The organism is Conchiformibius kuhniae DSM 17694 (assembly GCF_000428785.1).
Lineage (GTDB): Bacteria > Pseudomonadota > Gammaproteobacteria > Burkholderiales > Neisseriaceae > Conchiformibius > Conchiformibius kuhniae.
This window is the reverse complement of the sequence record NZ_AUAP01000033.1, coordinates 1-13,256: the sequence shown is the minus strand read 5'-3', so window position 1 is coordinate 13,256 and position 13,256 is coordinate 1. Positions and strand designations below refer to the sequence as shown.

The following is a 13,256-nucleotide window of genomic DNA, read 5'->3' as shown; positions in this document are numbered from 1 at the left end:
CACAATCTGCCCTACCAAAAGAGCCAAACCGCCATGCCGAACAAATATCTCCCCGCCTTGCTCGCCGCCCTGATATTTTGCGGCTGCACCGCCGCCAATCAGCCAAACAAAAACACCTGCTCCCAAAAGCTCCACAAAGCGGAAAACCGCGATGACTTAATCAAGCAGATGTACCAAACCGGCTTTCTGGACGAATGCCTGTACCAATATACCCCCGAACAATTGACTGCCATTTGGCAAATCCCCGTCATATTCCAAAAAGACGATTCCGACAACGCGGGTGATGACGCACCCTTCGGGCTGTATGTCGTACACCAACCTCCTGTGAACGAATACCAACGTCCTAAATTTTCTATCAGAATGAACCAAGCCATGCGAAATCAAATAGGCAGTATTTTTCCTGAAGGTCATTTTCCCGATGTGCTGCCGGAACCGGATGATATTGATGGTCCATACAACTTAAGTATGAGAACCGGAGCGGCATACCGCAAAATTGATACCGTTTACAAGGGCAGGCAGGACGACCAAATCCAAGAAGGTACGAAATATTTTTGGGTGCGCGGCTATCGCATCATATTGGCACCCGCCCTTGGGCGTGGTGCAATTATCGGTTTGGGCTTTTATCAAGACGGCCGAAGCCATACGCCTGTCAAATTAGACAAGAAATATGAATTTTACCAATAACTTCAAAAGGGAGACAGAAATGTCCAAACTTAATCCGACTGCCAAAATGCAATTAACTCAAAGCGGTTTTAACGAATTTCAAATACAGCGCATTGAACAACACACTCCGTTAATAGAACAAATCAATAAGTTTATTGAACAAGGAGGTAAGTTTAGACCAACTGACACCGATGGGCAGGAATATGGTACATTCTTCGACCCCACACATGCAGCACAGGACAAATCTGGTATACGCACGGGCGGCGAAATCGCTTTTATGGCGGATAAAAGTAATGGTTATCCTGATTTAACCGCTCTTGCCCACGAGCTTGGTCATGCTTTAGGAACACGCCAGTTAAAATCTTTGGACAACTATGCTTCCGCACACGATTATGCCCATGCCGACAACATCGGCGAAGCCGAAGCCATTTTTAATGAATATAAAATATTGAAATGGGAACAGGAACACGGCAAAACCATACTGCCGCCCAATCCCGAAATGACGGGCAATATGTTTGCCAAAATCGACAGCATTATGTCCCAAGCAGGGGTTTCCCAAGAACAAAAAGAACAGGAAGTATATGACTGTTTGACCCACTACAACAAATATATGATTCCCGGCTCATTCGGTAAAGATGCCGAGCATTTGCGGCTGACGTATTACCAAAACAGCATAGACTATTATTTGTCTTCAACTGCCGACCGGTTCCGCTCGGTTACACATAACAATACCTTGCGCGGCGACTATACGGAAATGGAACAGCAGGGGCTGACCATGCCACCTCTTCCGCATATCAATACTTTCATCTCGGGCATGAGCGATTACAAGCTCTACGGCACGACCGGCAACGATGATATTGACGCCGAAAAAGCCGCCCCCGTAACGCGCAATCCCAAAACAGAACTGCTGTAACAATGTATGCCCTCAAGCAGATTGCCCACAGAGCCCTTGCGAAACGGCTATCTCTACGGCGGGGCGGGCAACGACACGCTGCGCGGCACACCCAATGATGACGTGCTGCTCGGCGGTATCGGCAACGACTGGCTCTATGGCGGCAGAGGCAATGATATTTTGCACGGCGGCGGCGACAATGATGTTTTGAAAGGCGGAGAAGGCAACGATATGTATTTTTTGGGTCTGGGCGACATCATGGAAGACAGCGACGGCATCGGACAAATTTGGTTTTCCGGCAAGCTGCTGACGGGCGGCAGCCGTGATGACTCACCACGGCATGCAGGCAGGGAAGTGTATTTTTCCGCCACAGACGGTTTGTACTACGAAAAACGCGGTCAGGATTTGGCAGTATGGAACCAAGGAGCGCAAGGCACACAATACGAAGGGGTGATTAAAAATTTCCAAAACGGACAATTGGGTATTTACCTGCACAATGTGCCGCAACAGCAGCAAAGCATACCGCCAAACAAGGACAACAAACAGGATTGGCATCAGGGCAATGCGTGGCAACGGCTGCTGGAAGCGGCGCGGGCGGGAAACCTGACACAGGCGGTAAACGAATATGCACAAAGCGACTACGGACGCGGACGCGCACCGGAATTTGAACGGCGCATTGCAGCCGCCAAGCCGGCCGCACCCCACACACAGGAACAACACGAAGAAACCGTTATCGTACAAAAGCGCGGTCGGACATTGTAAACAGGCGGATAATCAGGCACTTTAAAAACAAATCATATTTTGACGGAAAAAAACACCTGCGGTATGGAATTTTTAATGCGTCCGATGCGGAATTGTGCTAAAAATGCCGTCGTCATAACCGTTAAGGGCTTGATAAGCCGTCCCGAAACGGGCAATATGGTTCAATCACTTGTCAATTGGAGACGATTTTGTCGATTTTTCAAACCATCGCCGCATTTTTAACGGCAATCGTGCTGCTGGTGAGCCTGCACGAGTTGGGACATTTGCTGGTGGCGCGTTGGTGCGGCATCAAGGTGTTGCGCTTTTCGGTGGGCTTTGGCAGGCCTTTTGTGAAAAAACAGTGGCGCGGCATCGAGTGGTGTTTGGCACCGATTCCTTTGGGCGGTTATGTGAAAATGACCGATACCCGCGAGGGCAATGTTGCCGATGCCGATTTGCCGTATGCCTTCGACAAACAACACCCGCTCAAACGCATTGCGGTGGTGGCAGCAGGGCCTTTGGTGAATCTGGCTTTGGCGGTGGGGCTGTATTTTTGGGTGTTTGCGGCAGACGGCATTACCCAAATCAAGCCTTATGTCGGCACGGTGCATGCGCCTTCGGTGGCGGCAACGGCGGGTTTTGCACCGGGCGACCGCATTCTGACGGTAAACGGCACGCCCGTTGCCGATTTCAATGATGCGCGTACCCGCATCGTGCTGGATTTGGACGGCGGCACGGTGGCGGTGGGCGTGCAAACCGCCAACGGTCAAAACACCGTGCGCCACATCGATGCCGCCGGCACGCCCGAAGCCGAAGCCGTTGCCAAACGCACCGCCGATTTGGGGCTGTCGCCGTTCAAGCACACCGATGCGGTCGGCAAAGTCATGCCGCACAGCCCTGCCGCCCGTGCGGGTTTGCAAGCGGGCGACCGCATCGTTGCCGTAAACGGCACCACCACCCGCCATTGGCGCGACTGGCAAACCATCGTCCGCGACAATGCGGGGCGCTACCTCACCTTAACCTACGTGCGCGAAGGCAAATTTTACCAAACCAAACTGCTCACCAACGCGGTGGAATTGCCCGACCGCAGCCGCATCATCGGTCAAATCGGCGTGCTGCCCGCGCCCGACCAAGCATGGCAGGCACAAATCGTCCGCCGCCAACGCCCCGATGCCGCAGGCGCATTGCACGCCGCGTGGAGCAAAACCGTATCCTACAGCGTGCTGACTTTGGATTTTTTCCGCAAAATGCTGTTCGGGCAAGCCTCGCTCAACCACATTTCCGGCCCGGTGGGCATTGCCGAAGCCGCAGGCGCGAGCGCATCGGTGGGCTGGCAGGCATATGTCGAATTTCTGGCACTGGTCAGCCTGAGCTTGGGCGTGATGAACCTGCTGCCCGTTCCCGTATTGGACGGCGGACATTTGGTTTACTATACTGCCGAACTGATTCGCGGCAAGCCCTTGAGCGAACGCGTCCAGCAACTGGGCGTGCGCGTGGGCATCAGCCTGATGCTGGCAATGATGCTGCTGGCGTTTTTCAACGACATTACCCGCCTGTTCGGGCAGTAATGTGCCGACACAATACCAAGGAATCATGATGAACCTCAAAAAACTCACCCTCACGCTGATTGCACTGGGGCTGGTCAGCCCCGCACTGGCAAGCGGCTTCAACATTTCCGAGCTGCGCATCGAAGGCGAACAGCACACCTCCGAAGCCACCGTCCACTCGCTGCTGCCGGTCAAAGCCGGCGAAGCCTACACCCCGCAAACCGGCGAAGACATCATCCGCAGCCTGTACGCGAGCGGCTTTTACGAAAACGTAACCCTCGAACAAAACGGCAACATGCTGATTATCACCGTCAAAGAGCGGCCGATTATCAGCAACATCACCATCAAAGGCGCCAAAGTGCTGCAAGCCGATGCCATTTTGAAACAAATGGCACAAATGCGCGGCAGCACCAACGCCGATGCCGCCGACTTAATCAGCGACCCCAACAACCTTGACCACGATACCAAACTCCAATCGCTCGAGCGCGATGCCGGACGCGATGCCGAACAGGCACTCGCCGCCACAGGCTTGTCCAAAGGCGATTTTTTCAGCCAAGAAGCCCTCACCCGCGCCCTGCAGGCACTGGCTGCCGCCTACCGCGAGCAGGGCAAAAACAACGTCAAAATCACCCCCCAAGTGCAGGAATTGGCGCGTAACCGCGTAGCGGTAACCATCAACATCGAAGAAGGCGACACCACCCGCGTCAAACAAATCGAATTTGAAGGCAACCAACATTTCAGCGATGCGCGCTTGGCACGGCAAATCGGGCTGACGGACGGCACGCTGATGTCGTGGGCAACCAAAAGCGACGTGTTTGCATGGGAAAAATTTGCCGCCGACAAAGCGCGTTTGGAAAGCTTTTACCGCACGCGCGGCTTTTTCGATGCCGAAGTGGACTTGGCAGACCGCGAATTGAACGATGAACGCACCCGTGAAAAAGTCGTCATCAAAGTCAGTGAAGGCAAGCGCTACCGTTGGGGCAAAACCGCCATCGGCGGCGACAACAAAGAAGTGCCGCAGGAAAAACTGCTCAAGCATTTGGCAAAAATCCAAACGGGCAAATGGAGCAATTTCGAGCAGCTCGAACAAGTGCTTGCCGCCATCCGCTTGGAATTGCAGTCGGCAGGCTACGCCTATGCCGACGCCCAAGTCGAAGCGCAACGCCACAGCGACGACAACGGCGAAGGCATCATCGACATCACCGTGCAACTGATTCCCGGCCCGCGCATCGCCGTGCGCGAAATCAATATTTCGGGCAACAAAAAAACCCGCGACGAAGTCATCCGCCGCGAATTCCGCCAGATGGAAGGCGCGGTGTACGACAAATCCAAGCTCGACCGTTCGCAGCAACGCCTGATGCAGTTGGGCTATTTTGAAGACGTGAAAATCGAAGGCAAACCCACTGCGGAAAACGACCAGCAGCTTGACGTGTCGGTGGCGGTGAAGGAACGCAACACGGGCAGTCTGAACGCTTCGGCAGGCTGGTCGCAGGACGACGGCTTGGTGATTGCGGCAAGCGTGGCACAGGACAATCTGTTTGGCACGGGCAAATCGGCATCGGCGGGGCTTTCGCGCAGCAAGGTGCGCCAAAACGCCAATATTTCCTTTACCGACCCGTATTTCACGCCGGACGGGGTCAGCATGACCTATTCGCTGTTCGGCTCGAACTACAACCCTTACAAGCTGAACCAAAGCCCGCGCAGCTACCGCATCAAAAAATACGGCGGCACCGCCATCATGGGCGTGCCCGTTACCGAATACGACCGTGTCAATTTCGGCTTGGGCGCGGAGCATCTGACGGTGGGGCTGTATCCGCAGTCGCCCACGCGCTACCGCCGTTTTGTCGATAACAACGGCAGCAAAAACTGGATTTACAAAGGCTTGCTGAGCTGGTACCGCAACACCACCGATGATGCGTTTTGGCCGACCAAAGGCTATCAGGCCAACGTGAGCGCGGAAGCAGGCCTGCCCGGAAGCGGTTTGCAGTATTACCAGCTCGACCACCAGCAAACGTGGTATGTGCCACTCAACAAAACCTTTACGCTGATGCTCAATGGGCAGTTCGGCTATAGCGGCAACTACGGCAAAACCAAAGAGCTGCCCTTTATGTACGCGCAAACAGGCGGCGGTTTGGGCTCGGTGCGCGGCTACGAAACCGGTTCGCTGGGCCCGAAGTTCTACGACTACGACTGCGATACCGCCACCAACAAATGTTATAACTTGGGCACGGAACACTACGGCGGCAAGCTCGCTGCCAATGTCAATGCCGAGCTGTTGTTCCCCTTTCCGGGCATGAAAAACAACAAAAGCGTGCGCTTGAGCCTGTTTGCCGATGCCGGCAGCGTGTGGGACGGCAAAACCTACACGCCCGGCCTCTACCACCCGCAAACCAACCCGAACGCCCACAACAACTACTACGGCGAAAACGTCAGCCACAAATCTTCGTTTCAAAAAGAGCTGCGCTACTCTGCGGGCGCGGCATTGACGTGGATTTCGCCGATGGGCCCCATCAAGCTCAGCTACGCCTACCCCTTGAACAAAAAGAAAACCGACCAAGTACAGCGTTTCCAATTCCAGCTCGGCACGGTATTCTAAACCCGCATGACACACGCCCCGCCCGCTCGGGGCGTGTGGTACATTGGTTTCCGCCACAGAAAGTTTGAAGAACCCCCTATGTTGATGACCTTGTCCCAAATCACCGCACGGCTGGGCGGCGAAGTGCGCGGCGCAGACGTGTCCGTTTGCGCCCTCGCGCCCGCCGCCGAAGCCACCGCCGAACACATCACCTTTCTCGCCAACCCCAAATACCGCAGCGAAGTGCAAAACAGCGCGGCAGGGGCGATTATCGTTTCCGAAAAAAATGCCGGCGATTTGCACGGGCGCAATTTGATTGTTGCCGCCGACCCGTATCTGTATTTCGCCCAAGTCGCCCGCCTGTTCCACCCCGCACCCGCAGCACGGGCAGGCGTACACGCCACGGCGGTTATCGACCCGTCCGCCACCGTCCCCCCGTCTTGCGAAATCGGCGCAAACGTGGTGATTGGCGCGGGCGCGGTGTTGGGCGAGGGCTGCCGCATTTTGGCGGGCAGCGTGGTTGGCGAGCACTGCACTTTGGGCGCACAATGCGTGTTGCACCCGAACGTAACCCTTTATTGCGGCTGCACCTTGGGCGAACGGGTAACCATTCATTCCGGCGCGGTGATTGGTGCGGACGGCTTCGGGCTGGCGTTTGCGGGCGACCACTGGCTGAAAATCCCGCAAACGGGCGGCGTGGTCATCGGCGACGACGCGGAAATCGGTGCCAACACCACCATCGATTGCGGCGCGATGGGCGACACCGTTATCGGGCGCGGCGTGAAAATCGACAATCAGGTACAAATCGCCCACAATTGCCACATCGGCAACCACACCGCCATCGCCGCGTGCGTGGGCATTTCCGGCAGCGTGAAAATCGGCGCGTACTGCCTGATTGGCGGCGCAGCGATGTTTGTCGGACACATTGAAATTGCCGACAAAACCAGCATCGGCGGCGGCACGGTGGTTACCCGCAGCATCAAAGAAGCGGGGCATTACGCTTCCTGCTACCCCCTGCAAAGCCATAAAGAATGGGCAAAAAACGCCGTCCACCTGCGCCGTTTGAGCGAAATGTACGAAAAAATTAAAGATTTAAGCAAACATCGGGACTGAATGCCCCCGCGTGTGCCAAGCAGGCCGGAAGCACCGCCGCCGCACAATGCTATAATCCCCCGTTTTCATTTTTTTCAGACCAAGCGAAATGTTACCCAAATACTCCCCCGCCGACATTGAAACCAAACACTACGCCCGTTGGCAAGCATCGGGCGCGTTCCAAGCCGATTTTTCCCGCTCCGAAGCCTTTTGTATCCAGCTTCCCCCGCCCAACGTAACCGGCACCCTGCACATGGGACACGCCTTCAACCAAACCGTTATGGACGGTTTGGCGCGTTACTACCGCATGAAAGGGCGCAACACCTGCTGGATTCCGGGTACCGACCACGCCGGCATCGCCACGCAAATCGTGGTGGAACGCCAACTCGCCGCACAAGGCATCTCCCGCCACGATTTGGGGCGCGAAGCCTTTTTGGAAAAAGTGTGGCAATGGAAAGAACAATCGGGCGGCACGATTGCCGAACAAATGCGCCGTGTCGGTTGTTCCGCCGACTGGCAGCGCGAATACTTTACGATGGACGACACCCGCGCCGAAGCCGTTACCCGCGTGTTTGTCAAACTGTACCAACAAGGCTTGATTTATCGCGGCAAACGCTTGGTAAATTGGGACCCCGTGCTGGGGACTGCCGTTTCCGACCTTGAAGTGGAAAACGTGGAAGAGCAAGGGTTTATGTACTATGTGCGTTATCCTTTCGTGGCAGGGCAAGGCTTGGACGGCAAATTTATGCACATCGCCACCACCCGTCCCGAAACCATTTTGGCAGACGGTGCGCTGGCGGTTGCGCCCGATGACGAACGCTACGCCCATTTGGTCGGCAAAATGGTTCACGTCCCGATGACCGACCGCATCATTCCCGTGATTGCCGATGAATATGTGGACAAAGATTTCGGTTCGGGCTGCGTGAAAATCACCCCCGCCCACGATTTCAACGACTATGCGGTCGGCGAACGGCACAAGATGGAAGTCATCAACCTGTTTACCGAAAAAGCCGTGATGAACGACAACGCGCCAGCCGCCTATCGCGGTCTTGACCGTTTTGCAGCGCGTGAAAAAATCATTGAAGATTTGAAAGCGGCGGGTTTGTTGGAAAAAATTGAAGCCCACACCCTGATGCGTCCGCGCGGCGACCGCACCGGCACGGTGATTGAACCGTACTTGACCGACCAATGGTTTGTCGCCATGCACGCCCAGCCGCAAGGCGGCGAACCCGACAGCGAATTTCGCGGCATGAGCTTGGCGCAAAAAGCCAAAACCGCCGTGGATAGCGGACAAGTCAAATTCGTCCCCGAAAACTGGGTCAATACCTACAACCAATGGATGAACAACCTGCAAGACTGGTGCATTTCCCGCCAACTGTGGTGGGGACACCAAATCCCCGCGTGGTATGACGACAACGGCAACATCTACGTTGCCCGCAGCGAAGCCGAAGCACAGGCTCAAGCGGGCGCGGGCGTGGCATTGCAACGCGATGAAGACGTATTGGACACATGGTTTTCGTCCGCGCTGGTGCCGTTTTCCACATTGGGTTGGACAGACGATGGCATCAACACCGATGAATTAAAAGCCTTTTTGCCGTCTTCCGTGTTGGTAACGGGCTACGAAATCATCTTTTTCTGGGTCGCCCGCATGATTATGATGACCACGCATTTCACCGGCAAAGTACCGTTTAAAGACGTGTACATTCACGGCATGGTGCGCGACCACGAAGGCAAAAAAATGTCCAAATCCGAAGGCAATGTGATTGACCCCGTGGATTTGATTGACGGCATCGGGCTGCCTGAACTGTTGGACAAACGCACCACCGGCCTGCGCCGTCCCGAAACCGCGCCGCAAGTGCGCCAAGCCACCGAAAAACTGTTCCCCACCGGCATTCCCGCCATGGGCGCGGACGCGCTGCGTTTTACCATGGCAAGCTACGCCAGCTTGGGGCGCAACATCAATTTTGACTTCAAACGCGCCGAAGGCTACCGCAATTTCTGCAACAAAATCTGGAACGCCAGCAATTTCGTGCTGATGAACGCCGAAGGCAAAGATTGCGGTCAGGACGAAAGCCTGCCTTTGGCGTATTCCTTTGCCGACCAATGGATTATCGGGCGTTTGCAACAAACCGAACAAGCCGTTACCGAAGCATACGAAACCTACCGTTTTGATTTGGCGGCGCAAACGCTTTACGATTTTGTTTGGAACGATTTTTGCGACTGGTATGTGGAGCTGGCAAAAGTGCAGTTGCAAAACGGTTGCGAAAGCCGTCAGCGCACCACGCGCCGCACTTTGGTGCGCGTGTTGGAAACGGCGTTGCGCCTGTTGCACCCGATTATTCCGTTTATTACCGAAGAGTTGTGGCAGCACATCGCCCCGCTTGCCAATGCCAAACACGGCGACAGCCTGATGTCGGCGGCGTTTCCCGTGCCCGACCCGGAAAAAATCGTGCCGTCCACGTTTGAGCAGATGGCGGTTTTGCAGGACTTAATCGGCGCGGTACGCAATTTGCGCGGCGAAATGGGGATTGCACCGAATGTGAAAGCGCCGCTTTTTGTGGAAAGCACGGACGATTTGGGCGCGTATTTCCCTTATTTGACGGCGATGGCGCGTTTGAGTGAAGCCGTGCCGTGTGCCGCGCTGCCTGAAAGCGAAGACGCGCCCGTTGCCGTGTGCCGCGATGCGCGTTTGATGCTGAAAGTGGAAGTGGACAAAGCCGCCGAAACCGCCCGCCTGAACAAGGAAGCGGAAAAACTGCAAAAGGCTTTGGACAAGCTCAACGCCAAGCTCGCCAAGCCGGGCTACACCGACAAAGCGCCCGCGTATTTGGTGGAGAAAGACCGTGCGGAGCTGGCGGAGTTGAATGCGAAAATGGATAAAGTGCGGATTGCGCTGGATAAATTGAAGTAACACAAGCGGGCTGCCTGAAAAAGGGTTTCAGGCAGCCCCGCTATTTAATGATACTCTTCGTCAATGAAATTACCATCTTTATCATAGCAAATCGTTCTTACCTTTTTGCCATATTCATAAGATACTTTTTTGAGCATGTTGCCATCGTCATCAAATTCGGTTTCCCTCGCCCATTTTTCATTACCGTTTTCATCAAAAACAATAACTTTTATCTCCTTGCCACGTTCATAAAATACTTTTCTGCTCAGATTACCGTCATGATAAAACTCGGTCAAAACCGTTGCAAAGCCGTTTTGATATTCCTCAATGGTGTTGCCTCCGGGGATAAAACCGGTGCCGTTGATAAGGGTTTGCTTGCCGTGTTCGTCCCATGCATTGATGGGCATCTTTACCCAACCCAAATATGGAGAAATATCCATTTCCTTTCTCATTTTGTAAAGGTATTCCATTCTTTTGGTGCCATCGGGATAAAACTCATGGGTTTCCAAATACTCTCCGCCGGAACCGTAAACCGTTTGAAGGGCAATGCTGCCGTCCGGATACCATTTGGTTTGATGACAATTACCCTCATTATCGTAGAACTCTTCGCGCAGTTGTTGTCCGTTTTCATGATAATACTCCCAATAGGCAGTATTAAACCGGTGTTTTAAACCTTTGTGTTTTAATTGTCCGTTGGGATAGTAGGCTTCGCTGCGCCATAACCACGGATTATATCGGGAATAGTAGTCTTTAACGGATTTGAGAGAACCGTCTTCATACCATTCGGTTTGTTTGCCGATTTGCACGTCAGAGGCAATCAATAATTCACAGGTTTGTTTTTCAAATTGAGAGGAATGGTCATAAGACTTAATGTAAGTTACGACAACGTCCTTGCCGTTATCATAAGGTTCATATTGATACTGGGCGGTATAGACACTATCACTATATGGGGAATGATAGCGGTACGATTGTTTTTTCAAAAAGCCGTGCTCAAATTCGCCCACCCAGTTTTGTTGTTTTGTATCGTCAATTTCAAAAATACCGTGCGGCTTTCCGTTTTCCATCGTCAAGCGGTAGTGATTGCCGACATCGCCCGTATAAACATATTGACCGGTAAAGCCATCATCAAGCGGCTGACCCGTTTCATCGGATACGAATTGACCGGCATGGTTTTGAATATGGCGTACTAATCTATACCAAGCGTATTTATATTTATTTTCAAAAAGATTGTTCAAATTCTCAAAAGATTCAATATTTAAATCATCATACGATACTTTTTCAACCGGCAAATCAAAATCCACCCTGTGTTCGGACAGATTTTTCACATATGCAATTTGTTCGGCTTTGGATAAATTTTGAAACGCTGCCTGTGATTCCAGCAATTCGTAATAGTCTGCGGCAAAACACATCATCGCAACCATTTCCTGTTCGCCCAATTCGTAAAAGCCGCGAACACAATGTTCCAGCATAAAGCCGTTTTCGTAACTGTACAGCTCGCCGAAACCGCCTTCATGGGTAAAGCCCAATACTTGGTCAAAGAAATAGAGTGTTTTTAAAATCGGGTGTAACCGGCTTAAATAGGGGCTTTTTTTGTAATCTTCTTTGCCGGTGTAGCCGTCTCCGAATGATTTATCCATCTGCTTAAAAACGGCATAATGAAAAGATTGATAGTTCGCCGTATAGAAAAGGGCTTTATTGACAGGTGGTTTGATGTATTCGGTTTGGGGCATGATTGGCTCTATTAATAAAAAAAGTTGAATTTAGAACAGGAAACCAGTAAGCTGGCGAAAATTTGATTTTAGCAATGTTTGGGCTGCTCGAAAGAATTTTTGCGCTCATTGGGCGTAATTGAACAATCAAGATTTTGATTAAATTAAATTTATACCAAAATGCAAACAAGGAATAATCTATGAAAAAATGGTTTGCCCCGATAATGGTTTCTTTGGCATTGGGCGCGTGCGCCATGCCGACCGCCCCGAAAGTTTCCGCCATGAACACCACGCCCCATGTTGCCGTTGCCAGCGCATACGGTTTCGCCGATACCGTTGCCAAAATCCGTCAAGCCATTGAAAGCAAAGGCATGACCGTATTCGCCGTGATTGACCACCAAGCGGCGGCGCAAAAAGCGGGTTTGCAGATGCAGCCTGCCACCGTGCTGGTGTTCGGCAATCCGAAAGCGGGTACGCCCCTGATGGCGAAAGACCCGATGTTTGCGCTGCAATTGCCGCTTAAAGTGCTGGTTACGGAAACGGACGGCAAAGTGCAGGTGGCGTATGTGCCCGCCGCGAAACTGATTGCGGGCAGCCAAATTGCCCCCGCCGATGTGGAAAATACTTTGGCGAAAGCGGAAGGGCTGATTCGCGCTACGGTGTCTGCGCCGCAATAAGCTGCCGTTTTCAAAAAACGATGATGCGCGGCAAGGCATCATCGTTGCGGGCGTGTCGTCAATCGTCTGCAAAAACACAACACCGTCATTCCCACCCGTGCGGAAATGACGGTGTTTTTATATTGCACTGATTTTCAGTATCAAAATTTATAGTTGATAAAAATAAAAACGAGACAAGGCGACAACGCCCGCCGTGTACGGGCAGTACATAAGGGCGTTGGCAACGCCGTATCGTTGCGATTTTAATCAACTATAATTGATGACTCGCTTTAATATTCTCGTATCACCGCGTTGTGCTGCAAGCGTTCGACAAGCTGCTGCTGTGCTTGTTCTTGCGCCTGTTTGCGTAACAGCCGGCGCACGGCTTCGCGGCGGATTTTGACGGGGTCGGTTTCGGTGCGCTTGCCCGTCAGGCGGAAAAACTGCCAGTTGTGCGCGGTTTGCACCGGCGCGGCGGTGTCGCCGGGCTT

Annotated in this window: 9 protein-coding genes and 1 pseudogene; 8 read left to right on the top strand and 2 right to left on the bottom strand. The window is 53.2% G+C overall.

Annotated features, from left to right (window positions below; translation table 11 throughout):
* The 7 genes from G392_RS0108855 to G392_RS0108825 all read left to right on the top strand — a co-directional run.
* Positions 1–684 (top strand): hypothetical protein (locus G392_RS0108855; RefSeq protein WP_027009946.1); only part of this gene is annotated, 684 nt, incomplete at its 5' end.
* A gap of 19 nt (positions 685–703) precedes the next feature.
* A complete protein-coding gene (locus tag G392_RS13695) occupies positions 704–1,576 on the top strand; it encodes a hypothetical protein (protein ID WP_156900872.1) in 873 nt (290 codons plus the stop codon).
* Between the two features lie 6 nt (positions 1,577–1,582).
* Positions 1,583–2,317 carry a calcium-binding protein gene (locus G392_RS13110; RefSeq protein WP_084165965.1) on the top strand — a complete coding sequence of 245 codons (735 nt, stop codon included), beginning with the start codon at positions 1,583–1,585 and terminating at the stop codon, positions 2,315–2,317.
* Positions 2,318–2,505: 188 nt separating this feature from the next.
* Positions 2,506–3,864: an RIP metalloprotease RseP gene (rseP, locus tag G392_RS0108840; protein WP_027009944.1), complete on the top strand. Its 1,359-nt coding sequence runs from the start codon at positions 2,506–2,508 to the stop codon at positions 3,862–3,864.
* Between the two features lie 25 nt (positions 3,865–3,889).
* Positions 3,890–6,439 (top strand): outer membrane protein assembly factor BamA, encoded by a 2,550-nt coding sequence (gene bamA / locus G392_RS0108835; RefSeq protein ID WP_245571955.1) that lies wholly within the window; start codon positions 3,890–3,892, stop codon positions 6,437–6,439.
* 78 nt (positions 6,440–6,517) lie between these two features.
* Complete coding sequence (gene lpxD / locus G392_RS0108830) at positions 6,518–7,531, top strand: UDP-3-O-(3-hydroxymyristoyl)glucosamine N-acyltransferase (protein WP_034334938.1); 1,014 nt, start codon at positions 6,518–6,520, stop codon at positions 7,529–7,531.
* 88 nt (positions 7,532–7,619) lie between these two features.
* Complete coding sequence (locus G392_RS0108825; protein WP_027009941.1) at positions 7,620–10,421, top strand: valine--tRNA ligase; 2,802 nt, start codon at positions 7,620–7,622, stop codon at positions 10,419–10,421.
* 44 nt (positions 10,422–10,465) lie between these two features.
* Here G392_RS0108825 and G392_RS0108820 read toward each other — a convergent pair whose 3' ends face one another.
* Positions 10,466–12,130 (bottom strand): toxin-antitoxin system YwqK family antitoxin, encoded by a 1,665-nt coding sequence (locus G392_RS0108820; protein ID WP_027009940.1) that lies wholly within the window; start codon positions 12,128–12,130, stop codon positions 10,466–10,468.
* Positions 12,131–12,309: 179 nt separating this feature from the next.
* On the opposite strand from G392_RS0108820, the gene G392_RS0108815 reads away from it, so the two are divergent.
* Positions 12,310–12,786: a DUF302 domain-containing protein gene (locus G392_RS0108815; RefSeq protein ID WP_027009939.1), complete on the top strand. Its 477-nt coding sequence runs from the start codon at positions 12,310–12,312 to the stop codon at positions 12,784–12,786.
* Between the two features lie 269 nt (positions 12,787–13,055).
* On the opposite strand, the pseudogene G392_RS13955 reads toward G392_RS0108815, so the two are convergent.
* Positions 13,056–13,256, bottom strand: a pseudogene (locus G392_RS13955) (peptidylprolyl isomerase); the annotation flags it as partial.